Origin of the sequence: Mesorhizobium sp. PAMC28654 (assembly GCF_020616515.1) — a bacterium.
In the GTDB taxonomy this organism is placed as follows: domain Bacteria; phylum Pseudomonadota; class Alphaproteobacteria; order Rhizobiales; family Rhizobiaceae; genus Mesorhizobium.
The window spans coordinates 962,724-988,330 of the sequence record NZ_CP085135.1 but is presented as its reverse complement, the minus strand read 5'-3'; the positions used below and the strand labels follow the sequence as shown (position 1 = coordinate 988,330).

Sequence of the window (25,607 nt, the reverse complement as noted above, 5' to 3'; positions counted from 1 at the left end):
TTGGCTTGTTCATAGCGCTCTCTTTGCCGCCTGGGCATTGGCGCCAAAACCCGCCACGGCGATGCTCATAAAGCCTGACCAGGTGACCGAGGCGGCCCAGGCACATCCACCGGAGACGGCATCGAGCAATGCAGTCGGCGGCGGGCGAAGCGCCAATATCGCAAATCCGATCGAGGCTAGCGTAAGCTGCGTCAGCAGGCTCTTTGTCGCATAATCCGGATCACTTGGACGCATCAAGTGCGACGCGAAACGGATACGCTCAGCCGTGAAATAGACAACCGGATTATTGGTCAGGGCTATCACCAAGGCTATGGCCAGATAGCTGCCTCTCAGAATGGGGAGGAGCGCTTCGAATTCAGATGGGGTGTCAGCACCGACGTTTGGAGATACCAGAATGATTGGTACATGTCGTACGGTCAGCAAGATGACAACGGTTGCCAACCCTGCGGCCATGCATTGGATGCATGCGGCGAAAAAGCCGGCCTGAAAGAGCCGCGGCATGCCATTCAACCTCCGGAAGCACCTGTTTTGACGTTCACGCCCTCCAGCAACGCGATTAAGCCTTTTAGAATCTCGATCGGGGGCGGTGGGCAACCAGGAATGCGCAGATCGACCGGCAGCACCTTGGACACCCCACCCATCACGGCATAACTCCCGGCGAAACACCCGCCGTTCAGAGCGCAGTCGCCGATGGCGACCACCCATTTGGGACTGGGGGTGGCCTCGTAGGTTCTATGCAACGCCTCGCGCATGTTCTTCGTGACTGGGCCGGTCACGAGCAGCACATCGGCATGGCGCGGCGATGCGACGAAACGGATTCCGAAACGCTCGATATCGTAGAAGGCGTTGCTCAGTGCGTGCATTTCAAGTTCGCAGCCATTGCAGGAACCGGCGTCGACCGCGCGGATGGACAGGCTTCGGCCCAGCCGCTTGTGTGCTGCGCCGTCAAGAGCGCGCGCGAGTTCGTTGATCGCCGCATCGCCAGCCGGCGGCGGCTGTTCCGTAAGCGGCGGTTGAACCAGACTTTTTAGGAGGAGCATTCGCATAGCAGCATCCTTTAGAGATCATGGCCCGAATAGGAGCAGTTGAACGACTTGTTGCAGAGCGGAAAGTCGGCGACGATGTTGCCCTCGATCGCGGCCTCGAGCAGCGGCCACTGAAACCAAGAGGGATCGCGCAGGTGGCAGCGTTCAACTGTGCCGTTTGCGGCAATACGGAGCCAAGCCAGAATGTCGCCGCGGAAACCTTCGACAAGCGCCATGCCTTCATGCGCGCCATTTGTCTGCGCAAAATCGAAACGGATCGGGCCTTCCGGCAGCCGGTCTAGAATCTGTTCGACTAGAGATAAGCTCTGCTTGACCTCATGGATGCGAATCCAAACGCGGGCGTTCACGTCTCCCTCCTGGAGGAGAGGCACATCGAAGGCGAGTTCGTCATACGGAGGATAGGCGAAATTGCGCCGGACATCGAAGTTCCGACCGGAGGCTCGGCCGACGTAGCCGCCCGCACCATACTGCAGGGCGAGTTCTACCTTGAGCCGGCCAGAGCCGACAGTCCGGTCCTGCAGTGACGCGGTGTTGTCGTAAAGTTCGACCAGGGCAGGGAACCGCTGCCCGATTTCTGCGATCAGAGACCGAATTGCTGTAGCCCCCTCGTCGCTTAGATGCCTTGCTACTCCGCCCGGCACGATGCGGTCGCGCATCAGGCGGTGGCCGAAGGCAACATCGCTGGCACGCAACACGCGCTCACGCAGCACGCCGCAGTGGGCATGCATGAGGGCGAAGGCTGCGTCATTGCAGATGGCGCCGATGTCACCCAGATGGTTGGCCAGGCGCTCCAACTCGGCCATGAGCGCTCGCAGCCAGATTGCGCGTGGAGGAACCTCGACACCCAGCGCCGCTTCGACCGCGCGGGCAAAAGCCAACGAATACGCCACAGTGCTGTCACCCGACGTTCTGCCCGCCAGCTTGGCCGCGCGGTCGATATCGGACCCCGCCATCAAGCCTTCAATGCCCTTGTGCGCGTATCCGAGGCGCTCCTCCAGCCGCACGACCGTTTCGCCGCTCGCTGTAAATCGAAAATGCCCCGGCTCAATGATGCCAGCATGCACGGGCCCCACGGGGATCTGGTGCAGGCTTTCGCCCTCGGCAGGAAGAAAACGGTATGAGGAAGCAGCTGTTGACGCCGGACCAGGCGCACCCAATGGACGGCTAAACCCCCATTGCCCATGATCGAGCCACAGCCGCGAATCAGGCGCACCCTGCGGCAACAGACCGAACAGGTCGGCGGCCGCGCGTTCGAGACGCATTGCGGGCGGATGCAACTGGCCGACCGATGGGTAGCGGCCACCCGGGCATGCCAGACTGAGGACGCCGGGTTCCTCAGCATTTTTGTCCAGAAGCGCCATGTGCACGCTAGCAGGCTCACCCCAAAGACCGAGCAAGCTCCAGCTACCTGCAGCCAGCTGCTCGGAAGCAAAATTCCACATTTTTGGAGCCACCACGGCACGCATCCAAGGAAGGTGCTGCTCGACGCGACGGCCAGCCAGGATGACGTCTTTGAGTGCGGGTATGGGTTTCTCCTTGGTCATCCGCTCATCCCAGGATACTTGCGACATGCTGGAACCATGTGACCAGCGGTGGCGGCAGATAGATGCCGGCGGCAAACACCAGCGCCAAGTGGGAATACATCGGAATGTAGGAAGCCTCGGAGGGTGCGGTGCTGCCGCTTGGCTCGCCGAAAGCGACGCCGGTCAGTCGAAGCAGCAGGGCTCCGAAAGCGAGCAGAATCCCGAACACCAACGGCATCGCCAGGAGGGGGTGTCTGGCAAATGTCGAACTCACGACCAGAAATTCGCTCATGAAGATGCCGAGCGGAGGGAGGCCGGCAATGGCAACGACCCCGATGACGAGCGCCCAGCCAAGCCCCGGATGCGTCTCCGTCAGCCCCCGGATCTCGGCGATGTTCTGTGTTCCCTTGACCTGGGCAATGTGGCCCACCGTGAAAAAGATCGCCGACTTGGTCAGGCTGTGCATGACCATGTGCAGCAGGCCGGCAAAATTGGCGAGCGGGCCACCCATGCCGAAAGCGAACACGATGATGCCCATGTGCTCGATCGAAGAGTACGCGAACAGACGTTTGATGTCGCGGCGCCGGTAGAGCATGAATGCCGCGAAAACAAGCGACGTCAGCCCCATCGTGATCATCAATGGCCCGGGCGTCATCGCTTCCGGGTTTGCGGCGAGCAGCAGCTTGAAGCGCAGCACGGCATAGAGCGCGACATTGAGGAGCAGTCCCGACAACACCGCGGAAATCGGCGTCGGCCCTTCCGCGTGCGCATCGGGTAGCCAAGCATGCAAGGGCGCAAGGCCAACCTTCGTGCCGTAGCCAAGCAGCAGGAAGACGAAGGCGACATTCAGCAAAGCTGGATCGAAGTGTGCTGCGTGTGCGATGAGCACTGTCCAGACCATGGCATTCGTGCCCTCGCCAACAACCGGCTGCGCGGCCATGTAGACGAGGATGGTGCCGAACAGTGCGAGCGCAATGCCGACGCTTCCCAGAATAAAGTATTTCCAGGCGGCTTCCAGCGCTTCGTGCGTGCGATAGATGCCAACCATGAGCACGGTGGTCAGCGTGGCAAGCTCCACCGCCACCCACATCAGGCCGATATTGTTCGACACGAACGCCAGGTTCATGCCGAACATCATGATCTGGTACATCGCGTGATAAAATCGCAGGTTTGGCGCGGTCAGCCGCCCTGTCTCGAGCTCGTGCGCAATGTAGGAGGCGCTGAATACGCTCGTCGTGAAACCGACGAATGCGTTGAGCACGATGAAGACGATATTGAGATCGTCGATGAGCAGGTATTGGCCGGGCTGCGGCCGATCCGTGACGAAGAGCGACATCGCAGCGAGCAAGGTCAGCAAGCTCGCGCCGACATTGAGGCCTGCCGATATCCGGTAGTTAGGCAGCGACGCCAGAAGTGCGGCGGCGCTGACTGGTATCAGCAAAACGGCGGCCACCGCATCGAGGGATAACGCGGTCAACGGTGTTCTCCCCTGTAATCGTCGAGTGCGCCGACATCCACCGAGTCGAACCGTTCGCGTATGCGGAACAGGAAAACGCCGATGACGATGAAGGCGATCAGGATCGAGAAGGCGACACTTATCTCGACGACCAGCGGCATGCCCTTTGCCCCCGTGGCGGCAAGGACCAGGCCGTTCTCGAGCGACATGAATCCGACAACCTGGCTCACGGCATTCCGGCGGGTGACCATCACCAGAAGCCCCAGCAGTATGATGGACAGCGCGAAGGCCAGGTCCTCGCGGGCGAGCGGGTCGGCGTCGGGAGTGACCCGCAGCATCAGGACCATGGATAGAGTCACCAGACCTATTCCCGCAAGCATGGTCGGACCGATGCCGACGGCCGTCTCGATGTCGCGATGGATGCCGAGTCGCTGGATGATGCGGTGAAGCCCGACGGGAATGACGATCGCCTTGAAAACGAGAGCGATCGCCGCGGTGACGTAGAGATGATGGGCGTCCTGAATGTAGGCCTGCCAGGCTACAGAAAGGGCGAGCACGATTGCATGAAGCGCAAAAACGTTAATCAGCGCAAAGAGGCGATCCTGATACAGCATCATGAAGCTGACCAGCACCAGGCCGCCGGCGAGCAGATGAGCGATGTCGAAGGTGAGACCGTTCATCACAGGCTCCGCGAGACGAACAGCAGGAGCGTGCCGAGCAGCGCCAACATGAGTGCGGCGCCTAAAAAATCCGGGACGCGGAAGACGCGCATCTTGGCGATAGCAGTCTCAAACACGGCGAGCAGAATGCCGCAGACGGCAAGCTTGCCGACATAGGCGACGACACCCGGAGCCAAGGATTCCAGTCCGACCCCGGCGGCCGCCAGTCCCCAAGGCAGGAAGACGCAGGAAATCAGCGACACATAGAGCAGAAGCTTGAGGAAAGCGGCGAATTCGATCATCGCCAGATGGCGACCGGAATATTCCAGCACCATCGCCTCGTGAACCATGGTGAGTTCCAGGTGGGTCGAGGGGTTGTCCACTGGTATGCGGGCGTTTTCGGCGATCGCCACCATCACCAGGGCGATGAGCGACATCCCGAGCGATACCCGCAGGCCAACCTCCGGCGATCCCATGAAGGCAGCGACGGTCGAGAGTTGCGTCGCGCCGGCGACGAGGGCCAGGCTGAAGACAATCAGTAGCATGGCGGGCTCGGCCAGCGAAGCGATCATCACCTCGCGGCTCGAGCCTATGCCTCCGAAGCTCGTGCCGACGTCCATCCCTGCCAGCGCCAAGAAGAACCGTGCGCTTCCAAGCAGTGCGACGATGGCTATGAGATCGGCGGTCCAGCTGAAGGTGAGCCCCGTGGCGAATGTCGGGACGAGCGCAGCCGCGACCCAGGTCGTGGCGAAGATCAGATAGGGCGTCACGCGAAACAGCCAGGAGGCGTTATCCGCCAGGACGACCTCCTTGCGCATGAGCCGTAGGAGGTCGCGATAGGGCTGGACGAGAGAGGGACCCTGGCGCCGCAGAAGTCTCGCCTTCACCTTGCGCACGAAGCCAGTCAGGAGCGGCGCCAGCAAAAGCACCAGGATCATCTGTGCGCCCTGAACGGCCAACTCAATGATCAGGGCCATAGTGCGAGCACCAGGAGCAAGACAATGAGAAAGAGAAAGACGAGGGTCAGGTAGCGCCTGATCGTCAGGAACTGAAGATGGTTCAGGTGGTCGGTCGCAAAGTCGAGGGCCTTGCCGATGGGCAGATACAGCGTCTCCCAGATCACATCATGCATTTCGACATGCAAACGAGCCGGACCGGTTCCGCCGGGGGGCGGCATTTCGACGGTTTCCCTTGCACGGAAAGCGAACGTGCCGAAGACGCGGCGGATAGGCTGCGCGAAGCTGACGGCCGTGTATTGCGAGCTTGGGACTACATCCGGGAAGCCACAAGCCCAGGCTGGCCCCCGACGGATTGCATGCGACGCGAAACGGTGGATTACATATGCCGCGGCGGATGCTGAAAAGGCGATGAACAGGAACACCAGCAGGCCGTTGTAGGAACTGCGGCTCGCTGCAATCGGTACGATCGACAGCCAAGGCTGCGCCGTCTGCACGGGCATCCGGCTGCCAATCAGCGGGAGTGTCACCGATGACAGGCCGTCTATGACAAGACCCGGCAGAATGCCGGCAAGGAGACAAAGGGCCGCGAGGATGAACATTGCCGCCAGCGAGTAGCGGTCGACTTCATGCGCTGGCTCCACCGCAGCCGAGCGTGGCCTGCCGAGGAATGTGATCCCGAACGCCTTTACAAAGCAGGCCGCGGCCAGTGCCGCCGAGAGTGCCAGCAGACCACCGACGGCGGGCACCATGACCTTCAGTCCCCATTGTGGCAGGTCGGGGCTCTGCAATATGGCCTGGAAGGCTAGCCATTCGGAGACGAACCCGTTGAAAGGCGGTAGAGCCGAGATCGCGACGCAGCCGACGAGAAAGGCAAAACTCGTAAAAGGCATGCGATGGATGAGGCCGCCCAGTTTCTCCATGTCCCGCTCACCGGTTGCCGTCAGCACGGCGCCCGCGCCGAAAAACAGCAGGCTCTTGAAGAAGGAATGGTTGAGGACGTGGAACAGTGCGGCGGTGAGCGCCAGCGCCGCGGCCGATGGCATGGCGTTCGCCTTGAAGGCCAGCGCAAGGCCAAGGCTCACGAAGATGACGCCGACATTTTCAATGGTGCTGTAGGCAAGCAGCCGCTTCAGGTCCTTTTCCATCAGCGCGTAGAGGATGCCGAGAACCGCCGTCAGTCCGCCGAGGAAAAGCACAACAACGCCCGACCACCATGCCGGCTCGCCGAGCAGATCGAAAATAACGCGTATGAAGCCATAGACGGCAACCTTGGTCATGACGCCACTCATCAGGGCCGAGACGTGGCTTGGCGCGGCCGGGTGAGCGAGTGGCAGCCAAATGTGCAGCGGTACGAGGCCAGCCTTGGAGCCTGCGCCCAGCAGCATAAGAGCCAGGACGAAAGCGGTGGCGAGCGGGGTGGGGGAGGCGGCACGCATCGCTTCGAACGTGTAGTTCCCGCCAGGGCCTGACATCAGGCCGAACGCAAGCAGCAGCGCGAGCGTGCCGAAACTCGCCATCACGAGATAGATGTAGCCCGCCCGCGCATTGTCCTGTTCGCGATGGTGCGCCATGACGAGCGCCCAGGAGGCGAGCGACATGAATTCCCAGGACAGCAGAAAGGTGAAGGCGTCGTCGGCCATCACAACAAGGTTCATTCCGGCTAGGAAAGCCGGGAAGAACGGCAGCACCCGATGCGGTGCAGACTCATGTCTGCCGTAGCCGAGGCCATAAAGACTGGCCATGGCGCCGCCGAAATTGACGACGACAAGGAAGAAAGTCGAGAGCGCATCCAAACGGAAACGAGCGCCAATCCATGGCAATCCAAGAGGCAGCGTGGCAGTCGAGGGGGTGACGGGATCGTTGGCGATGCGGCTCGCGAGAACCAGGAGCACTGCCGCCGATATGCCCAGCGTCATGCTGTAGATCAAATGTGTCCCCGAGCCAGATCTACGGCTTGACGCAACCGCAAGCACCGCAGTCCCCAGGAGCGCGGCAACGCCCCACAGGAGGACCGCGGCCCCCGAAATCACGCCACGCTCCTCACGGGGAGTTTGGCGTCCGCATCGACACCGCCCAGAATTTTTGCGGGGTCAAAATCCGCTTTCAGCCGCACGCCGCGCCCGCCGATTTGGCTCGAGGCACCTTCGGCGATCAATTCGACGCCAGCGAGGTCAAGTGCCCCGATCAGCTTCATGAGGGAATCGACATTGCCCCGGATAATCGACTCGCTGGCCTCCATGCGCTGGATTGTCGGCACCGAAAGGCCGGACAATTCGGCAAGCCTGCGCTGATCGATGCCAAGGAGCGCCCTCGCGGCGCGCAACTGTGGAGCAGTTATCACGTGTCGCATCCTCTCCTGTCTGCATTAGGGATATGATCCCTACACGTTGCAGCATATATTGAAAGGTGATAAATTCAATAACCGATGTATGAGATATCGATTTTGATGGTAAGGGTACCGGTCCGATATCCGCGTTGCCGTAAAGCGCTCAGCTCCCGGCTGCATGCCGAGCCTACGGCCCTTGGCATAGCCATTTCGTGGTTTTCCGGCCGAGCCGGCTCGACCGGGGGAGACAGGGGATGAAGCCGACCGTGCGCCTGCAGCGAAGGCCTCTTGCACCGCATTTGCGGATCTATCGGCTCACGATGACCATGACGATGTCCATCCTGCATCGGCTCACGGGGATCGCTCTCTATTTAGGTACGCTCTTGCTGACCTGGTGGTTGGTTTCGGCAGCGTGGAGTCCCGGGGCTTACGCCACATTTCGGTTGTTCATCGGCTCGTCAGCCGGAGAGATCGTCCTGCTTGGATATGTCTGGGCGCTTCTTCACCACTTGTTGGGTGGCCTTCGGCACTTCGTCTGGGACATGGGAAAGGGGTTTGATCTGCCCGCGGCAAACGTCATGGCGCGCGCAACCCTCATAGGTTCGCTCTCACTAACCGCTGCGATTTGGGTGGCGGGCCATCTGTTTGGGGGAGCGACATGAGCAATATGCAAACGCCGATGAAACGTGTGCGCGGATCAGGGGCGGCTGGTGCCGGCACCGGTCATTTCTGGATTCAGCGGTTAACGGCCGTGGCCAACGTGCCACTCGTGCTCTTCCTTATTGTGTTGTTGCTGACGTGCATGGGTGCGGACTACGTCACCGCCAGGAACTCGATCGCCAACCCGTTGGTGGCGATTACACTTCTGCTGCTCGTTCTTTCCGGCGTCTGGCACATGTGCCTGGGCATGCAGTTGATCATCGAGGATTACGTGCATAGGCCGGGCATCAAAGTTGTCATGCTCATTCTCAACATTCTCTTTTCGGCAACAATCGCTGTCGCGTGCCTTTTTGCGGTGTTGAAGATCAGCTTCAGCCCGCAATTCATGTGAATGAGAATGTAATGGGAACTTCAAATGCTTACACGTTTACCGACCACACCTATGATGTGGTCGTCGTTGGCGCCGGTGGCGCTGGTTTGCGCGCCACGCAAGGCGCTGTCGAAGCCGGTCTGAAGACGGCATGCATCACCAAGGTATTTCCGACCCGTAGTCACACAGTCGCCGCTCAGGGCGGTATTGCTGCCAGCCTTGGCAATCTTGGCAAAGATAGCTGGCAATGGCACATGTACGACACCGTCAAGGGGTCGGACTGGCTCGGCGATCAAGATGCTATTGAATACATGTGCCGCCAGGCTGTTCCGACGGTCATGGAGCTGGAACACGCTGGCATGCCGTTCTCGCGTACCGAGGACGGAAAAATCTATCAGCGTCCTTTCGGCGGCCACATGAGCGATTTTGGCGAGCGCCCCGTGCCAAGGGCTTGTGCTGCGGCAGATCGCACAGGGCACGCCCTGATTCATACGCTCTATGGGCAGGCCCTGCGTTTCGGCACTCAGTTCTTCATCGAGTATTTCGTTCTCGATCTCATCATGGTCGACGGTGAATGCCGTGGCGTCATCGCCTGGTCGCTGGAGGACGGCTCACTGCACAGATTCCGTGCGCAGACAGTCATCCTGGCGACTGGTGGCTACGGCAGGATCTATTATTCCTGCACATCCGCCCATACCTGCACGGGCGATGGCGGCGGCATGGTTCTGCGAGCCGGCTTGCCGCTCCAGGACATGGAGTTCATGCAGTTTCACCCGACTGGCATTTACGGAGCTGGCTGCCTAATCACGGAAGGCGCGCGCGGGGAGGGTGGCTACCTGGTCAACTCGGAGGGTGAGCGCTTCATGGAGCGGTATGCTCCGTCCGCTCGGGACCTCGCCTCCCGCGATGTTGTCTCCCGCGCAATGACGGTTGAAATTCGGGAGGGGAGGGGCGTTGGGCCGAACAAGGACCATATATACCTGCACCTCGATCATCTCGATCCCGCCATGCTGCGCGAGCGTCTGCCCGGCATATCGGAGTCGGCCAAGATCTTTTCTGGGGTCGACGTGATGCGCGAGCCGATCCCAGTCCTGCCGACAGCTCACTATTGCATGGGCGGCATCCCCGCAAATTACCACGGTGAAGCGATCAGCGGCACCGATGGCAATCCGGACGCGATCGTTAGCGGTCTTATGGCCGTTGGCGAAGCGGCGTGCGTGTCAGTCCACGGCGCTAACCGGCTCGGTTGCAATTCGCTCCTCGACATCGTGGTCTTTGGCCGTGCTGCTGCATTGCGCTGCGCCGAACTCCTCGTCCCCGGCGCTGCGCAGCCGGCGTTGCCATCCAACGCAGGCGAAGGCACGCTCGACCGCTTCGACAAGTTACGCAATGCCAAGGGTGGCACGCCGACACCTCGCCTGAGAGTCAGGATGCAGCAAACCATGCAGAGCTATGCCACCGTGTTTCGTACCGCGGAGATCCTGCAAGAGGGCAAGGAAAAACTGAGGGAGGTTTGGGACGGCCTCTCCGATCTGCGTGTTTCAGATCGTTCGATGATCTGGAATTCCGACCTGGTTGAGACGCTCGAGCTCGAAAACCTTCTTCTCCAGGCAACAACACTTGTCGATTCCGCTCTGGCCCGCACCGAAAGCCGCGGCGCTCATGCACGCGAAGACTTCCCTGATCGGGATGACAAAAACTGGATGATTCACACTTTGGCCAGAAGCGACGGCGAGGGCAATGTCAGCCTGAATTATCGACCTGTCCACGCATATACCCTCACCAAGGATATCGCATACATCGAACCCAAAACCCGAATCTATTGATGGGCAGTCTCTGCCGCAGCGGGTGACGGGTTCTCAAAGGAAGAGACGATGGTTCAGCTCACATTGCCGAAAAACTCCACGATCACTGCGGGGCGGACTTTCAAGAACGATGACGGCGCCACCAGGGTCAAAAGATTCCGTATCTATCGCTGGAACCCGGATGATGGCCAGAACCCACGAATAGACACCTATGAAGTCGATCTTGGCAAATGCGGACCGATGGTGCTCGACGCGCTGATCAAGATCAAGGAAGAGATCGACCAGACGCTGACGTTCCGGCGGTCTTGCAGGGAAGGCGTCTGCGGTTCCTGCGCGATGAATATCAACGGGACCAATACGCTTGCCTGCACCAAAAGCATCGAAGATGTGGCTGGCGACGTGAAGATCTATCCGCTGCCCCACATGGAAGTGATCAAGGATCTAGTGCCCGATCTGACGCATTTTTACGCTCAGTACGCTTCAATCAAACCTTGGCTGCAGACCGTAACGCCAAAACCCCAGGGAGAATGGAAGCAAAGTCATCAGGACCGGGAAAAGCTTGACGGTCTCTATGAGTGCATATTGTGCGCTTGCTGCTCTACCTCCTGTCCAAGCTATTGGTGGAACGGTGATCGCTATTTCGGACCCGCCGTGCTCCTGCAGGCCTATCGATGGCTGATCGACAGCCGTGATGAAATGACGGGTGAGCGTCTCGACGACCTTGAAGATCCTTTTCGCCTCTACCGCTGCCATACCATCATGAACTGCACCCAAACCTGCCCCAAGGGCCTCAATCCGGCAAAAGCTATTGCAGCGATCAAGACCATGATGGTGGAACGGCGGATTTAGAAACTTGGACACAGTGATGAAATCATGATCCGAATTGCGAAATATCATTCCGATTTCGGCAACATAGAGGTCCTTCGCGCCAAGGATACTGGCTCGTTTATCTATCGCCAGGGTGGTTGCTTTCAAAGTGAGTGTGACCAAAACGGCGTGAGCGTCGTACCCTATGTCCATGCCATCTTCGGCCTTCTTGCTCAGAAGCAGGTCACCGACGTGCTCATGATTGGTGGTGGCGGCGGCAGCTTGGGCACGATGCTCGATCGAGTAGGAGTGCGGGTCACGATCGTTGACATTAATCCACAAGCTTTCCAGATCGCACGACGACACTTTGGGCTTCCGCGTCATGTCGACTGTTGTGTCGCCGACGGGGAGGAATTCTTACGCGCCGAACGCTATCGCTATGATGCAATCGTCCTGGACGCATACGTCGGGAGACGGATCCCAGAGAATCTACGGACTGAAACATTCTTCCGACTAGCTCGTAGCCGTCTAAAGAATTCTTCCGGGTGCTTTATCGGAAATATTCATGCTCGCCACGATTTGGATTCGTTGCCGGACCGCGTTGCCACCAACCTCAGCTCCGCTTGGAGTGACGTCAGATTGCTTGATATTCGCGGAATACCAGACCGCAATGCGATCGTGATGGCGGGCAATGTTCGCGAGCTGGTGCCGCCGAGAATGTTGATGCCGCCCGTGGTCGGCGCGGATGATATCGCTTGGGATCTCAATCGGCTTGCGTTCAGACCTTGGCACCTGCCTCGCCAGCCGGCGCAAAGCAAAGTGGGTTTTTGATATACTGCTGTGGGCACGAAACACTGTTGATTTCATTCAGAAGTCCTATTTGCGACCCCACAGGTGCATATCGCCTATGTCGAGGCCCCGCACTGCAATTGTTTGATAGTGGCTAGCGAGCGCGACTATGCGGTCCATTACTACTGCCGGAAACAATATGAATTGATACATTAATAGCGGATTGGAGAGAAATCATGGCAGAGGCGAATAAAAGAGCCGTATACCTTGGCACTTTAACCAAGGAGAATCTGTTTAATTTGCCCAGTCAGGGAGACGGGCGGAAATCCCGCAGCAATATCGAAGTCCGATCAATCGCTGACGCCGAGAAGGCAGAGCGGGACGCAAAGACAGCTCGGCTAAAGGCACAACGAATGGCGAAAGAGAAAAAATGAGGCGAGGGACGAAAAGCGAGGGGTGGCGAACACGCGCTAACCGAACTTTCTATCTCCTTGCAGTGCTGGCGGCGGTTGTTCTGGTTTTGATATTTGTCTTCCACAGATGACCTGACCTTCAAACGGGTCGGTCGGTCGTCGCTATTTTTTCGGCCCAGCACCGTCTGCGCCGGACTCATTGTTCGGATCGTTCACGATATCCCGGCGTGAGAAGACGTGATCATCTACATACCCCCTCCGGGAATATGATAAATCATGTGGGCAGCCCTATGATTGATGCATAAGGCATTAAAATCCATCGAAAACTGTGGCCTGGCTGCTTGGCAGCGATGACGTAGGCAGTTATCTAGCCCGAATGACTCAACGCTATCAGCCAAACCAGGAGTCAAACGGCACCTGGACCCTTATCGACACCCGCACCGAGCGCCCCGCTGAAATGGGAAGCCGGACTGTTGCCGGCCTGAATCGGCAGGACGCCGAGGAACTCGCCAACCTTTTGAACATGCTGGAAACGCGAAGGCAAAGAGTTGACGACGCCGCCAATTATCCTGCTGAAGGCCAATCTGATTGATTGCGACGCGAAGAATGTCTGAATTCGCAGGTGAGTTCTCACGGATTAAACCATCATTCAACCGGATCGCCAAGTGAACGGTATCGGGAGACCATGCAAAACAACACCGTCGTTATAACTGGCATCGGGCTGATTTCATCGCTGGGCGAGGGCATCGATGCACATTGGCGAGCCTTCAATGGGGAGACCGCCCCCCGGGTCGATAGCGACACATTCAAGCCCTATACAGTTCATCCCTTGGGTCAGGTTGACTGGAGCAACCAGATTCCAAAGCGCGGCGATCTACGGCAAATGGGAACTTGGCAGCACATCGGTACCTATGCCGCCGGTCTCGCACTTCAAGATGCCGGGATCAAAAACGACGAAACCCTTTGTGCCTCAATGGATTTGGTCGTGGCTGCAGGCGGCGGCGAACGCGACGTTTCAGTCGACACGCAGATCCTGGCCGAGGCACGGGTCCGCCACGACCTCGGCCCGATGTTGAATGAAAAACTGAGCACAGAGCTGCGGCCGACACTCTTCCTCGCGCAGCTGTCAAATTTGCTCGCCGGCAACATCTCCATTGTTCACAAGGTCACCGGTTCTTCGCGCACATTCATGGGCGAGGAGGGGGCGGGCATTTCCGCGATAGACACTACGGTTGCCCGTATACGCTCGGGACAGAGCACGCATGCGCTGGTCGGCGGCTCTTATAGTTCCCAGCATCCGGATATGCTGCTCAGCTATGAGCTCAACGGCATGCTGAAAACTGACGGCTGGGCCCCTCTCTGGCAGAGAGAAGCCACAGCTGGCGGTGGCATCATCACGGGTTCTGGGGGCGCATTCTTGGTGCTGGAAGGAGCCGAGCACGCGAAGTCGCGTGGCGCTCGCGCGTATGCCGCGGTCGACGCGATCCGCAGCACGCAGATCCGCCGGAACCGCGAAGATCTGCAAGCAACGGTTGCCAGGCTGCTTGACGCTGCAAGACCAGAGAAAGGGATTGGCTTGGTCGTTTCCGGCGCCACTGGCGCGAAAGGCATCACCGCCGCGGAAAAGTCAGCCCTCGATCTATTATCTACGTCGGCGGTGCGCGGTATCGCGGGTAAGGTGGGCCATCTGCGTGAGGCACAATTTCCGCTTGCAGTAGCTGTTGCCGCGCTAAGCGTCTTCAATGGCGCGGCCTTCCCGCCGATCGATGCCAAAAACGAACGGGAGGGATCGGCGCGCATCGAGACAGCGCTCGCGACCTCCATCGGTGCTGTCCGCGGCGAAGGTGTCGCTCGGCTGGTAAGAATCTAAGGGATATTTCTGTGTCAAAATACACCGATCATCTCGGCCGTCCGCTGGTTGCCATTACCGGACTTGGCGTGGTTTCGTCACTCGGGCGAGGCAAGGAAGAGAATTGGGCGGCGCTCACTTCCGGCACTTCGGGAATTCACACAATCACGCGGTTTGCCGTCGACAATTTGCGCACGCGGATCGCAGGCACCGTCGACTTTCTTGAGGAAAGCTGGGAGGGGGCCTCGGCACTGTCGCTGAAGCTTGCCTTGCTGGCAGCTGAGGAAGCAATCCTGCAGGCTAGGTTTCCTATCGATAATTTTGGAGGGCCGCTTTTCGTAGCAGCGCCACCGGTGGAACTCGAATGGTACGATCGTTTCGCGCTTGCTGCGTTGATAGGATCCGAGGGCGAACCGGGATACGCTCTCTTGCTCGCAGCGTGTCGCCTTGGCCCGCAGGTCGAGATGTTTAACACAGCCGAGTTTGGCTACATTGCCGATCGTATCGCCGACACCTTTGGCACGCGAGGTTTGCCAATCACGCTGTCGACAGCATGCGCTTCGGGCGCGACCGCCATTCAGCTCGGGGTTGAGGCGATCCGGCGCGGCGAAAGCGACCGTGTCCTGTCGATCGGCACTGACGGTTCTGTTTCAGCAGAGGCGCTGATCCGTTTCTCGTTGCTCTCAGCTTTGTCCAGCCACAACGAGCCTGCTCACAAGGCAGCAAAGCCGTTCTCGCTGGACCGCGATGGTTTTGTCATGGCCGAAGGCTCCGGTGCGATGGTCATGGAATCCCTCGAATCCGCTGTAGCGCGGGGGGCAAACGTTCTCGGCATCATGCGCGGCTGTGGCGAAAAGGCTGATGACTTCCACCGTACCCGATCGAAGCCGGACGCCTCGCCAGCCATCGGCGCGATCAGCGCGGCGCTCAATGATGCCGGTCTCAAGGATGACGCCGTCGACTACGTCAACGCTCACGGCACCTCCACGCCTGAAAACGACAAGATGGAGTATCTGGCTATGTCGACGGTCTTCGGGGACCGTATTTCATCACTTCCCGTTTCCTCCAACAAATCGATGATCGGCCATACACTGACAGCCGCAGGTGCGATCGAGGCGGTGTTCTCAGTGCTGACCATCCAGACCGGAACGATCCCTCCCACAATCAATTACGACAATCCTGATCCCACAATCATTCTAGACGCGGTGCCCAACGTGAAGCGCGATGCGCGGGTCTCATCGGTGCTGTCCAGTTCCTTTGGGTTCGGTGGGCAAAATACGTGTCTTGTCATGACGGCGGAACCGAACTGACCCATCCGCTTGATTGGTTCCGATGCTTCCGGAGCGGCTATAGGTCGGTCTGGATGGCAGCTCAATTAGCGGAAAAGCCTGAGCCATTTGATCTCGGTCAAACGCGGGCGGCAACGATCATGAGATCTTTGAAAGTTAGCAGTTTATCGAAAAAGGTCACACTGTGGTCGATGTTGTCTCCAAGCTCGTCCGGGAGTGCAATTTAATGCGCAGCAAGGGGGTGGACTTCCCGACGATCTGGCAAACCACACTGAAGCGACATTCGCACGTCTCAGGCCCGCTGACGCAGGACCAAAATGAGGATGGCCCCTTTCTCAAGGTTCCCCTGATTACAGGCCGCCATCTCATATTTGATGCTTCAGGCTTTCGCCTTGATTGAATTCTGGCGAGACCTCCCATCTGCCACCGTGTTGCCTATACACGCGATCTTCGGTCTTCTAGCGCAAGCGTCCGATGTCTTGATGATCGGTTGTGGAGGTGGCAGCCTGGGCACGATGGCAGGCAAGGTGCGTGATTTCGTCCAGCCGGTGCTGCTGATACCGCCGTCGGTTGCTGCAGACGAGATCGCACAGATGACCTTGGCCAGTTGGCGTTCAGGCCTTGGCATGTGCCACGACGAGTTGCCTAATGTGCGGCGCCACTGACAAAGCATGAGCCGAGCGCCAAGTTCATACGGGGTTCTCGATTGCTTCTCTCACCAGCCAGTTGCGAAAGTGGCGCACCGCGGGCCGCTGCTGCGCGGCGACAAACAAGGTGAGACTCAGCGTCAATCAGGATGAGACTCGGCGGCGGGGGTGTGACGAAGGGAGGGCGTAGCCCGACCGGAGTTACACCCCCGCCGCCGCGCAATTTTTCAGCGTCTTATGATCGCGGTCGGCCCGGTAGCTTGGTGGTTTTCTGGAATGGAGAACCATCTTTGTGCCGGGTCGCCATGTAACCGATCATCAGACGAGGCTTTTTATGAAGTACCGACAAAACAATTCTATCGAGGTCGCCGCCGCCAAGGCGTCGATCAGCAGGGCGACGGCCTATCGCATCAAGACGGACGCGCACCTGCCATCGCAAAAGCAAAAGGCTCGTGGCCGGCGGAGGCCTGACCCTCTCGAGCATATCTTCGATGCCGAGGTCGTTCCCCTTTTGAAGGCGGCGCCAGGCATCCGTGTTGTCGCCATCTATGAGGAGATGCTGCGGCGGCACCCGGAACTGAGCGCGGGCATTCGCCGAACGCTGGAGCGGCGCATCCGGTCATGGCGTGCCATCCACGGCGAAGAGCAGGAGGTTATCTTCCGCCAGCTTCACGAACCCGGCCGACTCGGGCTATCGGATTTTACCGACATGGGCAGCCTTGACGTGTCGATCGCCGGCCTGGACTTGCCCCGAAAAAGTGGAGAGTTTCCTTCTGATGAAAGGCGACCTCGATGACGAAACAGAGACAGTTTACGGATGCGTTCAAGGCGGAGGCGGTTGGCCTTGTGCGAACGAGCGGTCGGACGAAGCGGCAGATCGCGGAGGATCTTGGTGTTGGTTTCTCGACGCTGACGCGATGGATGGGTCGGCAGCTGGATCGTGAGATGGGCGATCCTGGGCGTCCGCCTGATGCTGATGTCGCCGCTGAATTGAAACGGCTGCGGCGGGAGAATGAAATCCTTCGGCAGGAGCGGGATATCTTGAAACGGGCGACGGCTTTTTTCGTCAAGGAGGGAAGTCGGTGAGGTTCGCGCTCATCGACCAGGCGAAGAAGGATTTCCCTGTGGACCGTTTGTGCGCGACGCTGGGTGTCAGCCCGAGCGGCTACTTTGCCTGGGGGCGCCGGCCGGCGTGCCGCCGGCAGCGCGACGACATGATAATGCTGGCGCATGTGCGATCGTCGTTCGCGCTGTCGAACGGAACCTATGGTAGCCCGCGCATGACGCGGGAACTGCAAGACAATGGCTTTGCCATTGGCCGGCGACGAACGGCGCGTCTGATGCGGGAGAATGGCCTCCAGGCAAGACAGAAGCGGCGGTTCAAGCGCACGACGGACAGCGAACACGCCTTTCCGGTTGCCCCCAATGTCATCGACCAGGATTTTGCCGCCACTGGTCCCAACCAGAAATGGGGTGCCGACATCTCCTACATCTGGACGCGGGAGGGCTGGTTGTACCTTGCTGTCGTCATCGATCTGTTTGCCCGCAAGGTCGTTGGCTGGGCTGCTGGCAACCGGCTACACCGCAGCCTGGCTCTGGCAGCGCTCAACAAGGCGTTCGTCATGCGGCAGCCGGAACCCGGCCTCATTCACCACTCCGACCGCGGCAGCCAATATTGTTCTATCGACTACCAAGCCGAATTGCGTGCCGCCGGCGTCATCATCTCAATGTCAGGCAAGGGCAATTGCTTTGATAACGCCATGGTCGAAACATTCTTCAAGACGCTGAAAACTGAACTGATCTGGCGCACCTCTTTCCTTACCCGCGCCGATGCCCAAGCCGCCATTGCCCGATATATCGACGGCTTCTACAATCCCATCCGGCGGCATTCCGCGCTCGACTACATCAGCCCGATGCAGTTCGAGCGAAACGCCGCCGAATGAGCAACCCGCTCTCCACTTTACCGAAGCAAGTCCAAAGTAGCGCGTCTCGTCGGTGAACCGTACTGCCAGTTCGCGCGGGGAGAGCTCGGACTGCTCCAGCGCCAGTTCGATGATCTGGTCATGGATGGCAGGCGGGATGCGGTTCCACACCCGGCTCGGCGCCGAGGGCCGATCCTGCAGCGCCTCAGGCCCGCCCTCGACATAACGGTCATACCAGCGATAGAAGGTCCGGCGCGGGATGCCCAGTCGGTCCAGCGTTTTGCGGGTTGGCAGGTGTGACTGCTCGACGATCCTGATGATCTCGAGCTTTTCGGATGCGGGATATCTCATTCTTGCTCGTCCCCATCCGCGATCATGCTTTTTTTGAGCAGACGGTTTTCCAGTGTCAGATCAGCGACGCATTCCTTCAGCGCGCCGGCCTCCCGGCGCAAATCCTTGACCTCGTCGCTGGTGGCAGCACGAGCGGTATCACCCGCCAATCGGCGCTTGCCGGCCTCCATGAACTCCTTGGACCAGGTGTAATACAGGCTCTGCGCGATCCCTTCCTTGCGGCACAGCTCGGCGATGCTGTCTTCGCCGCGCAGCCCGTCCAGCACGATCCGGATCTTGTCTTCCGCTGAAAAATGCCGCCGGGTCGCCCGGCGAATGTCCTTTACCACCTGCTCGGCAGGCTTCTTGGCACTTGAGGATTTAGGGCTCATCTTGGTTCCTTCGTCGTGACGACGAGATCAAAACCCTCCTTAATTCACAACCTCAAATCTGGGACACAGGTGCTGACGGGGAACAGTGCCTGTGACGACGCTGTCACGCCAGGCTCTATCGAGGTCTCTGCTCCCTGCAGTACCGGCGTTGCCGAACATGCTTTTCAGATATTGAACGCTGAAAGCGGAATCGGCCCCTTCCATAGGCAACGATGCGCTAGATGACAGTACGCGGAGCTTATGGGCATGATCGGGATGCGACAGCCCCAACCTTTCGATCAGGATCCTTAACAACGAAGCCATCTCGGCACCGGCAGATCCACGAACGAGATGCAGCTCATCCAGGATCAGGTAAAAACGGGCTGAAGGTTCCTGCAATATCCAGTCGCGGGTCTGATCTATAATCGGTGCGTCGATCTCGCGCACCAGCATGGCGTTGAGGATCGACTGGTTGGTGACGAGGATATCCGGAGGCGTGGCCTGCATATCCCAACGTGAGATCAACTCACCGCCATCGGTCGATGGGAACAGGTACCTCAGATCGTCCGGGAGGGTGGCGTCAGCAGCGATCTTCGCCTGGATTTCCCGGTACCGTCGAAGCTCCTTTCGGAGTTCGCCAGTGGCCCGTTTCGAGCGCTTGTCCCAATATGGCGTGTCGGCCAAGCGTGGGTGTTCGAGATACCCAGTAACGGGAGATCTGCCGGTGTACCGCCCAAAGAAAATCCGGTTCCCCGCGAAATACTGATCCATCACGGCCCGAGCCTCTGGCGAATCCACCGCCTTCCTAAGTCGAACCATCTGGTCTTCGACGAGGGCGTTCAGCGGATAGAGGACGATCGCCCTCATCGCCTTTGGCCGATCGGGATGTTCGTTTCTGCGGTGGTATTTGAATCTTCCGCGCGGATCCAACCAGTCGTCGTCTATCGGCTGGAGGGGAGACGGCCAGGAAGTCGCCTCTCGAGAGATTTGCGCCAGCAAAGGCAGAAGAAAGCTCTCGGTCTTCCCGGAACCCGTTCCGGACGTGACGATACCCGGCAGACCGTCTGCAACCCCGCGGCGCAGCATGTCCATTTGGTGAAGGTATGGTTTGTAGGATCCCTTTTTTCCGAGCTCGGAGTCATCGGCGACGCTGTCGAACAGACCGCACAGAACCAACTCGGCGAACGCTCGCCTTTGGGCCTTGGAAAAGTCTTTAAGCAGGCCCTCGGAGTCGGCCGCCAGCTCCTCGATGCCATGACTCCATTGCACGTACCGCGGCACCGCCTCGAAGATTGGATCGAGGGCGAGCTCGCCGGGAGCCGATAGCAAGGCGTGCCGCGCAGCTGCCATGGTCGGATTCTCGATCCGATAGGCGGTGTCGAGGTAGACCATGAACTGGTCGATCATACGCTTGAAGCCACCAATGGGATCGTACATCGCTCAATCCTCGAATCGCTGAAAATACTTGGTGCTCGGGTGCTGTGACGAAGTTGGTCCACGAACGGCCGCTAGCCAATCAAGGCAGTCTTTGAGTGTGGGAACAAGGTCGGTTGCGGCGATGTCGACCGATGCTTGGCAGTCGTTGGATATCCTTCCGAGCAACGCAATTGTCGTTCGATCTGAGACCTCGAGCAGGTCTTGAAGCTCGACACGCAGGTTCTTGGACTCTTCAGTCTGCACAGCCGGCAAGGCCGGCCATGCTCCCGCCGGCGTCAAAGGTGGCGGTAGATCGACCAACCGGGACCGATCGACACCGATGTCGATAGGAACGATTGCGCGAAGGAGAGAGTGGGGCAGGGGCACTCTGATGCCATCTGACGATACGCTCGCAAACAGCCTCAGGTTCGGCGGGAAGTAGCCAGATCGCTGGCCATCTAGGAGCGCCGGAAGCCAGAATTCGCAGGGAGCCTTTGTGAGACCGCAAAGGGCTACCGCAACGAGTATGTTGGGATGTGCCTTTGCGGTTTCGATCGCAGTAGATAGATCTGTTGCGTGTTCCCCGTCAGCACCTGTGTCCCAGATTTGAGGTTGTGAATTAAGGAGGGTTTTGATCTCGTCGTCACGACGAAGGAACCAAGATGAGCCCTAAATCCTCAAGTGCCAAGAAGCCTGCCGAGCAGGTGGTAAAGGACATTCGCCGGGCGACCCGGCGGCATTTTTCAGCGGAAGACAAGATCCGGATCGTGCTGGACGGGCTGCGCGGCGAAGACAGCATCGCCGAGCTGTGCCGCAAGGAAGGGATCGCGCAGAGCCTGTATTACACCTGGTCCAAGGAGTTCATGGAGGCCGGCAAGCGCCGATTGGCGGGTGATACCGCTCGTGCTGCCACCAGCGACGAGGTCAAGGATTTGCGCCGGGAGGCCGGCGCGCTGAAGGAATGCGTCGCTGATCTGACACTGGAAAACCGTCTGCTCAAAAAAAGCATGATCGCGGATGGGGACGAGCAAGAATGAGATATCCCGCATCCGAAAAGCTCGAGATCATCAGGATCGTCGAGCAGTCACACCTGCCAACCCGCAAAACGCTGGACCGACTGGGCATCCCGCGCCGGACCTTCTATCGCTGGTATGACCGTTATGTCGAGGGCGGGCCTGAGGCGCTGCAGGATCGGCCCTCGGCGCCGAGCCGGGTGTGGAACCGCATCCCGCCTGCCATCCATGACCAGATCATCGAACTGGCGCTGGAGCAGTCCGAGCTCTCCCCGCGCGAACTGGCAGTACGGTTCACCGACGAGACGCGCTACTTCGTGTCAGAAGCCAGCGTTTACCGGCTCCTCAAGGCCTACGATCTGATCACCAGCCCGGCCTATGTGGTGATCAAGGCGGCGAACGAGTTCCACACCAAGACGACGCGACCCAACGAGATGTGGCAGACGGACTTCACCTACTTCAAGATCATCGGCTGGGGCTGGATGTACCTGTCGACCGTGCTCGACGATTACTCCCGCTACATCATCGCCTGGAAACTGTGCAGCACCATGCGGGCCGAGGACGTCACCGACACGCTGGACATGGCACTTACTGCCTCAGGGTGCGACCAGGCCCATGTGCACCACAAGCCTCGGCTGCTCAGCGATAATGGCCCCAGCTACATCGCCGGCGAACTGGCGGACTATATCCAGGACCAACGCATGAGCCATGTCCGGGGCGCTCCAATGCATCCCCAGACCCAAGGCAAGATCGAGCGCTGGCACCAGACCCTCAAAAACCGAATCCTCTTGGAGAACTACTTTCTGCCCGGCGACCTTGAGGCCCAGATCGCAGCCTTCGTCGAACATTACAACCATCGACGCTACCACGAGAGCCTGGCCAACGTAACGCCAGCCGACGCCTACTTCGGCAGGGCCGCAGCCATTATCAAACAGCGAGAAAGGATCAAACGCCAAACCATCCAACATCGGCGCTTGCAGCACCGCAAGATCGCCGCTTAACATCAACCCCAAGATGAGGCCGACACTCCGCTAATCTGCGATCCAATCTGAGCCAAATGATCTGACGACGGACAAATCCACTGGCCACAATTTTCTGAGCGACTTCTTCATCGAGTTTCGGACCTGCACGATCTCGCCATGCGAAATGTGACGGTCGAGAAGCTTGAACACGGCGCTGATCGCGACATCGAAATCGATCTCCTCATCGTAGCCGAAACTGTTTCTGACGCTGAGAATGAAGTCGCGCTTCGTGCGCTCATGCGCAGGCGCAGATGGAGTCCAGCCTTCGAAGTAGATGCCGCGAATCAAAACTGGGAGTTGGGCCGAGAGATCGGCCATTTCCGCTTGCGACAGCCAATCCCGCACCGTGTGCAGGACAGATCTCAGGAGGCGGCACGCGCTCGGCTCGCTCCAGCAAAGATCCTTGGCAAGCTTGTTGACCCACTGCTGCGCCTGTTGGGCAGCGTGCGTGAAGTCAGCAAAGGACGTGTGTGGACTATGACCCATGGCGATGCTCCTCGAAGATTTGAGGTCCATTCTTAAGGCGTCGAAAAGCTTCGAGCATTGAGCCGGATCAAATTGCTCAGAGGCAAAGGGATGAAGACCGTTTGAGCGGGCGGCTGCTTTCAGCCGCCGGATTTCTGCGCAAGCCCCGCTGTTTGGAATGTCACACGTCGGCGTCAGGACACTGCGGCAGCCACTCGAAACGAGCCAACCATGAAGGAAGGGCAGCGACCTTGATGCGTGTCAAACGCTCCAACGAGACCAGTGGCGCTAGATTGCTCCCACATTCCGACAAAGCTCACACGCCGGTTGATCCGGATCAATGACCCGGCAACGAATGGGGCTAGCGTCGTGTGGCGCAGACTTTTGTTTGCGCGCCTCACACGGAGTGTATCGATCATGCAGACCTATCTCGAACCGTCGCAATTCGGCATGCAACTGTTGCCGATGGCGGAAAATAGTCAGAAGGTCCTCCTCGCTGCGGCGTCTCTTCAGGCGCATGCTTTCAAGGCAATGATGCGCTATCACATCGAAACGCTGGGGTTTCTGAAACATCGCTACGAGCAGGATGTAAAGCTGGCCGGCGACCTGATCGACGGCGCTGAGTTTAACGACGCCTTCGACATCTTCGCCACTTTCCTGCAGAATGCGACATTGGAATACACAACCGAAGCCGGCAAGCTCGCGGGCGTGACCTCCAAGCTCGCGTCGGAAACGGCCAAACGCGTGCGCAAGGAAGCCAAAACCGCAATCGAGGACGCAGCGGCGAAGACTGTCGCGTAGATCGAAAGGCGGAGGCCTGCAACCATGAGCAGCTATATGGGCAATGGGCGTCGCCGGCGGCGGTGTCGATGGGCTTGCGCACTTGCGGTGGTGCTGCTTGGATCCGTGCCTGCACAGGCCAACAGCCTGACGGAACGCGGCCAGCCATTGGTTGAGTTCAATTGCGCCCGCTGCCACGCCATTGGAAAAACCGATAAAAGCACCCATCCCGACGCGCCGGCGTTTCGCACCTTATCCAAGCGCTATCCGATCACGGATCTCGAGGAAGCCCTCGCCGAGGGCATTTCGACCGGCCATCCGGACATGCCCGAATGGGTTGCAAGCCCTGACCAGATCGATGCGATCATCGCATATATTAGCAGCTTGCAGCAATCGTGATCGAGGCCATTGGGCACGGCAGGCGACCGGGCCTGACTGTCGTGCAATCCACTTCGCGGCCGATTGCGGCGCCAGCAGGCTAGCCCCAGACTGGGCTAGGGCAACATCCGGTCAGCGGCCTGGAAGAACGACCGCGCGTGCGCCACGATCTGGGCCTCCGTAGGATGATCCGCCGGTTCAACACCGACAATGCGATCCTTCAAGTGCGCATGGTGGTCGCGGATGTGCTTGGCCAGTTCATCTTTTGCAGATCCTGGTCCCACGATCAGCCATTCCTTCGCCGGCTGCAGGGCGTTGACCACATCGTGATAGCAGGCTTCGTTTTCCGGCGCACGCTTGCCGTCGACAGTGCCTGCCTTGTTATGGGTCTGATGATGCGCCAGCGTGGTGGCAAGCCTGAGGCTCTCTGCTGTCTCACGGTTGACGAAAAACACCTTGGCTTCGCGATGGTCCAGCCAGACGACGGCATGTTGAGTCTGCATGTTGATAGATCCTTGAGGCTATTGTTGAGGGATGAGCGCTAATGTCGCCGTGAGGCGTCGAATGTCTCACGCGGACTGGGGCTCCAGTGTTGCCAGGATCGAGCCGGGTTCGATGACGGCATTTGCTGTGGCGACAATCGTCGCGCGGCCACTTGCCGCCGCGACAATCTCGTGAAGCGCGTCTTCGACGCGAACTTCGGCTATTCGATCGCCGGCCTTGATTGTGTCGCCGCTGGCAATGAACCAACGCTCCAGGATGTCCCTCGGGCAACATGCTGGACGCCCATAGCGCTTCGTCGACCTTGATGTACTGCATGGCAATCTCCCTCTGCTATCGAATGATAGGCGCTGTGCCAAACTGGGCCTTGATCACGATCAAACAGCAGAGAGGATGCAAGTACGCAGACGGCCGCGGCTGCTTGGAGGCTCGCACAATGGCCGGGCTGGCATGGCCGGTCGTCAAGCGGCGCGCGCTTAGCGCCTACACAACCAAAGTCCGCTCTGAACGACCGACACGCATACTTGCCCACAATATCATCACGCAATTTCAGAAATGATCCAGATCAAGGCGCGAACCTTCACTTGAGGGATCATTGAACGATGTGGAACCCAATCCTAAGCGCACCCTACGGTCGGGACCTCGAACTGGCCGTCTTCGACGAGGAGGGGGAGCATGCGCTCATATTTCCTTGCATAAAGGGTCGCGAAGGCTGGAAGAATGCCATTACCGGCGTCCGTGTTGACATCCGGCCGACCCACTGGCGCGATTGGGAAGCCGAGCAGGCCCAGGCCAGATTTGACAAACCTCT

The 25,607-nt window shown here is 59.1% G+C and carries 26 protein-coding genes and 2 pseudogenes; 15 read left to right on the top strand and 13 right to left on the bottom strand.

Annotated features, from left to right (window positions below; translation table 11 throughout):
• Positions 1 to 9: 9 nt before the first annotated feature.
• From LGH82_RS04920 to LGH82_RS04885, 8 genes are read right to left on the bottom strand one after another with little or no spacing between them, the layout of a single operon-like run.
• Positions 10 to 501, bottom strand: a complete 492-nt coding sequence (locus tag LGH82_RS04920) for a hypothetical protein (RefSeq protein ID WP_227347524.1) — start codon at positions 499 to 501, stop codon at positions 10 to 12.
• 5 nt (positions 502 to 506) lie between these two features.
• Positions 507 to 1,046 carry an NADH-quinone oxidoreductase subunit B family protein gene (locus tag LGH82_RS04915; protein ID WP_227347523.1) on the bottom strand — a complete coding sequence of 180 codons (540 nt, stop codon included), beginning with the start codon at positions 1,044 to 1,046 and terminating at the stop codon, positions 507 to 509.
• 11 nt (positions 1,047 to 1,057) lie between these two features.
• The gene (locus LGH82_RS04910) at positions 1,058 to 2,572 is read right to left on the bottom strand and encodes a nickel-dependent hydrogenase large subunit (RefSeq protein ID WP_227349483.1); all 1,515 of its coding nucleotides are present in this window, start codon (positions 2,570 to 2,572) and stop codon (positions 1,058 to 1,060) included.
• A gap of 22 nt (positions 2,573 to 2,594) precedes the next feature.
• Positions 2,595 to 4,046, bottom strand: a complete 1,452-nt coding sequence (locus tag LGH82_RS04905) for a hydrogenase 4 subunit F (RefSeq protein ID WP_227347522.1) — start codon at positions 4,044 to 4,046, stop codon at positions 2,595 to 2,597.
• Positions 4,043 to 4,705: a hydrogenase-4 component E gene (locus tag LGH82_RS04900; protein ID WP_227347521.1), complete on the bottom strand. Its 663-nt coding sequence runs from the start codon at positions 4,703 to 4,705 to the stop codon at positions 4,043 to 4,045. Before LGH82_RS04900 ends, LGH82_RS04905 begins: the two co-directional genes overlap by 4 nt.
• On the bottom strand, positions 4,705 to 5,661 hold the full coding sequence (locus LGH82_RS04895; RefSeq protein ID WP_227347520.1) for a respiratory chain complex I subunit 1 family protein: 957 nt from the start codon (positions 5,659 to 5,661) through the stop codon (positions 4,705 to 4,707). The genes LGH82_RS04900 and LGH82_RS04895 overlap by 1 nt, the downstream gene beginning before the upstream one ends.
• Positions 5,652 to 7,673, bottom strand: coding sequence for a hydrogenase 4 subunit B (hyfB, locus tag LGH82_RS04890; protein ID WP_413771424.1), 2,022 nt, complete (start codon positions 7,671 to 7,673; stop codon positions 5,652 to 5,654). Before hyfB ends, LGH82_RS04895 begins: the two co-directional genes overlap by 10 nt.
• On the bottom strand, positions 7,670 to 7,984 hold the full coding sequence (locus LGH82_RS04885; RefSeq protein ID WP_227347519.1) for a helix-turn-helix domain-containing protein: 315 nt from the start codon (positions 7,982 to 7,984) through the stop codon (positions 7,670 to 7,672). The genes hyfB and LGH82_RS04885 overlap by 4 nt, the downstream gene beginning before the upstream one ends.
• Positions 7,985 to 8,223: 239 nt before the next feature.
• Between LGH82_RS04885 and sdhC the strand changes: the two genes are divergently transcribed.
• The 12 genes and pseudogenes from sdhC to LGH82_RS04825 all read left to right on the top strand — a co-directional run bounded on the left by sdhC (position 8,224) and on the right by LGH82_RS04825 (position 18,541).
• Positions 8,224 to 8,631 carry a succinate dehydrogenase, cytochrome b556 subunit gene (gene sdhC / locus LGH82_RS04880; protein WP_227347518.1) on the top strand — a complete coding sequence of 136 codons (408 nt, stop codon included), beginning with the start codon at positions 8,224 to 8,226 and terminating at the stop codon, positions 8,629 to 8,631.
• Positions 8,628 to 9,020 (top strand): succinate dehydrogenase, hydrophobic membrane anchor protein, encoded by a 393-nt coding sequence (gene sdhD / locus LGH82_RS04875; protein WP_227347517.1) that lies wholly within the window; start codon positions 8,628 to 8,630, stop codon positions 9,018 to 9,020. The genes sdhC and sdhD overlap by 4 nt, the downstream gene beginning before the upstream one ends.
• A gap of 11 nt (positions 9,021 to 9,031) precedes the next feature.
• Complete coding sequence (gene sdhA, locus LGH82_RS04870) at positions 9,032 to 10,825, top strand: succinate dehydrogenase flavoprotein subunit (protein WP_227347516.1); 1,794 nt, start codon at positions 9,032 to 9,034, stop codon at positions 10,823 to 10,825.
• Positions 10,826 to 10,873: 48 nt separating this feature from the next.
• Complete coding sequence (locus tag LGH82_RS04865; RefSeq protein ID WP_227347515.1) at positions 10,874 to 11,653, top strand: succinate dehydrogenase iron-sulfur subunit; 780 nt, start codon at positions 10,874 to 10,876, stop codon at positions 11,651 to 11,653.
• Positions 11,654 to 11,677: 24 nt separating this feature from the next.
• Positions 11,678 to 12,442, top strand: coding sequence for a spermidine synthase (locus tag LGH82_RS04860; RefSeq protein WP_227347514.1), 765 nt, complete (start codon positions 11,678 to 11,680; stop codon positions 12,440 to 12,442).
• Positions 12,443 to 12,636: 194 nt separating this feature from the next.
• On the top strand, positions 12,637 to 12,834 hold the full coding sequence (locus LGH82_RS04855; protein ID WP_227347513.1) for a hypothetical protein: 198 nt from the start codon (positions 12,637 to 12,639) through the stop codon (positions 12,832 to 12,834).
• A 355-nt stretch (positions 12,835 to 13,189) separates the two neighbouring features.
• Positions 13,190 to 13,405, top strand: coding sequence for a hypothetical protein (locus tag LGH82_RS04850; RefSeq protein ID WP_227347512.1), 216 nt, complete (start codon positions 13,190 to 13,192; stop codon positions 13,403 to 13,405).
• Positions 13,406 to 13,498: 93 nt separating this feature from the next.
• Positions 13,499 to 14,683: a beta-ketoacyl-ACP synthase gene (locus tag LGH82_RS04845; RefSeq protein ID WP_227347511.1), complete on the top strand. Its 1,185-nt coding sequence runs from the start codon at positions 13,499 to 13,501 to the stop codon at positions 14,681 to 14,683.
• A gap of 11 nt (positions 14,684 to 14,694) precedes the next feature.
• Positions 14,695 to 15,972 carry a beta-ketoacyl-ACP synthase gene (locus LGH82_RS04840; RefSeq protein ID WP_227347510.1) on the top strand — a complete coding sequence of 426 codons (1,278 nt, stop codon included), beginning with the start codon at positions 14,695 to 14,697 and terminating at the stop codon, positions 15,970 to 15,972.
• Between the two features lie 371 nt (positions 15,973 to 16,343).
• On the top strand, positions 16,344 to 16,616 hold the full coding sequence (locus tag LGH82_RS04835; RefSeq protein WP_227347509.1) for a hypothetical protein: 273 nt from the start codon (positions 16,344 to 16,346) through the stop codon (positions 16,614 to 16,616).
• A gap of 316 nt (positions 16,617 to 16,932) precedes the next feature.
• Positions 16,933 to 17,346, top strand: a pseudogene (locus LGH82_RS04830) (IS21 family transposase); the annotation flags it as partial.
• Between the two features lie 44 nt (positions 17,347 to 17,390).
• Positions 17,391 to 18,541 (top strand): IS3 family transposase gene (locus LGH82_RS04825; RefSeq protein WP_413771365.1). Its coding sequence is split into 2 segments (ribosomal slippage): positions 17,391 to 17,655 and positions 17,655 to 18,541, totalling 1,152 coding nucleotides; the frame shifts between segments, so codons are not numbered across the junction.
• Between the two features lie 33 nt (positions 18,542 to 18,574).
• On the opposite strand, the pseudogene LGH82_RS04820 reads toward LGH82_RS04825, so the two are convergent.
• Both LGH82_RS04820 and LGH82_RS04815 read right to left on the bottom strand, forming a co-directional pair.
• A pseudogene (locus LGH82_RS04820) lies at positions 18,575 to 19,242 on the bottom strand (transposase); the annotation flags it as partial.
• 39 nt (positions 19,243 to 19,281) lie between these two features.
• Positions 19,282 to 20,658 (bottom strand): DEAD/DEAH box helicase, encoded by a 1,377-nt coding sequence (locus tag LGH82_RS04815; protein ID WP_227347508.1) that lies wholly within the window; start codon positions 20,656 to 20,658, stop codon positions 19,282 to 19,284.
• Positions 20,659 to 21,299: 641 nt separating this feature from the next.
• On the opposite strand from LGH82_RS04815, the gene LGH82_RS04810 reads away from it, so the two are divergent.
• Positions 21,300 to 22,651 (top strand): IS3 family transposase gene (locus LGH82_RS04810; protein ID WP_227344189.1). Its coding sequence is split into 2 segments (ribosomal slippage): positions 21,300 to 21,636 and positions 21,636 to 22,651, totalling 1,353 coding nucleotides; the frame shifts between segments, so codons are not numbered across the junction.
• Positions 22,652 to 22,681: 30 nt separating this feature from the next.
• Here the strand turns inward: LGH82_RS04810 and LGH82_RS04805 are convergent.
• Positions 22,682 to 23,158 (bottom strand): DUF2267 domain-containing protein, encoded by a 477-nt coding sequence (locus tag LGH82_RS04805; RefSeq protein WP_227347507.1) that lies wholly within the window; start codon positions 23,156 to 23,158, stop codon positions 22,682 to 22,684.
• Positions 23,159 to 23,554: 396 nt separating this feature from the next.
• Between LGH82_RS04805 and LGH82_RS33240 the strand changes: the two genes are divergently transcribed.
• Together LGH82_RS33240 and LGH82_RS04795 are read left to right on the top strand one after the other, a co-directional pair.
• The gene (locus LGH82_RS33240) at positions 23,555 to 23,938 is read left to right on the top strand and encodes a phasin family protein (protein WP_264484361.1); all 384 of its coding nucleotides are present in this window, start codon (positions 23,555 to 23,557) and stop codon (positions 23,936 to 23,938) included.
• Between the two features lie 24 nt (positions 23,939 to 23,962).
• A complete protein-coding gene (locus LGH82_RS04795; protein WP_227347505.1) occupies positions 23,963 to 24,316 on the top strand; it encodes a c-type cytochrome in 354 nt (117 codons plus the stop codon).
• Positions 24,317 to 24,411: 95 nt separating this feature from the next.
• Here LGH82_RS04795 and LGH82_RS04790 read toward each other — a convergent pair whose 3' ends face one another.
• A complete protein-coding gene (locus tag LGH82_RS04790; protein WP_227347504.1) occupies positions 24,412 to 24,798 on the bottom strand; it encodes a translational machinery protein in 387 nt (128 codons plus the stop codon).
• Positions 24,799 to 24,864: 66 nt separating this feature from the next.
• Entirely contained in the window at positions 24,865 to 25,119 is a 255-nt protein-coding gene (locus LGH82_RS04785) for a lipoyl domain-containing protein (protein ID WP_227347503.1), read from the bottom strand.
• Positions 25,120 to 25,607 lie beyond the last annotated feature (488 nt).

Bases quoted from the DNA above. Each gene is read 5' to 3' on its own strand.
- LGH82_RS04920 (WP_227347524.1), bottom strand. From the start codon at position 501: ATGCCGCGGCTCTTTCAGGCCGGCTTTTTCGCCGCATGCATCCAATGC.
- LGH82_RS04915 (WP_227347523.1), bottom strand. From the start codon at position 1,046: ATGCGAATGCTCCTCCTAAAAAGTCTGGTTCAACCGCCGCTTACGGAA.
- LGH82_RS04900 (WP_227347521.1), bottom strand. From the start codon at position 4,705: ATGAACGGTCTCACCTTCGACATCGCTCATCTGCTCGCCGGCGGCCTG.
- LGH82_RS04895 (WP_227347520.1), bottom strand. From the start codon at position 5,661: ATGGCCCTGATCATTGAGTTGGCCGTTCAGGGCGCACAGATGATCCTG.
- sdhC (WP_227347518.1), top strand. From the start codon at position 8,224: ATGAAGCCGACCGTGCGCCTGCAGCGAAGGCCTCTTGCACCGCATTTG.
- sdhD (WP_227347517.1), top strand. From the start codon at position 8,628: ATGAGCAATATGCAAACGCCGATGAAACGTGTGCGCGGATCAGGGGCG.
- sdhA (WP_227347516.1), top strand. From the start codon at position 9,032: ATGGGAACTTCAAATGCTTACACGTTTACCGACCACACCTATGATGTG.
- LGH82_RS04865 (WP_227347515.1), top strand. From the start codon at position 10,874: ATGGTTCAGCTCACATTGCCGAAAAACTCCACGATCACTGCGGGGCGG.
- LGH82_RS04860 (WP_227347514.1), top strand. From the start codon at position 11,678: ATGATCCGAATTGCGAAATATCATTCCGATTTCGGCAACATAGAGGTC.
- LGH82_RS04855 (WP_227347513.1), top strand. From the start codon at position 12,637: ATGGCAGAGGCGAATAAAAGAGCCGTATACCTTGGCACTTTAACCAAG.
- LGH82_RS04850 (WP_227347512.1), top strand. From the start codon at position 13,190: ATGACTCAACGCTATCAGCCAAACCAGGAGTCAAACGGCACCTGGACC.
- LGH82_RS04845 (WP_227347511.1), top strand. From the start codon at position 13,499: ATGCAAAACAACACCGTCGTTATAACTGGCATCGGGCTGATTTCATCG.
- LGH82_RS04815 (WP_227347508.1), bottom strand. From the start codon at position 20,658: ATGTACGATCCCATTGGTGGCTTCAAGCGTATGATCGACCAGTTCATG.
- LGH82_RS04805 (WP_227347507.1), bottom strand. From the start codon at position 23,158: ATGGGTCATAGTCCACACACGTCCTTTGCTGACTTCACGCACGCTGCC.
- LGH82_RS33240 (WP_264484361.1), top strand. From the start codon at position 23,555: ATGCAGACCTATCTCGAACCGTCGCAATTCGGCATGCAACTGTTGCCG.
- LGH82_RS04795 (WP_227347505.1), top strand. From the start codon at position 23,963: ATGAGCAGCTATATGGGCAATGGGCGTCGCCGGCGGCGGTGTCGATGG.
- LGH82_RS04790 (WP_227347504.1), bottom strand. From the start codon at position 24,798: ATGCAGACTCAACATGCCGTCGTCTGGCTGGACCATCGCGAAGCCAAG.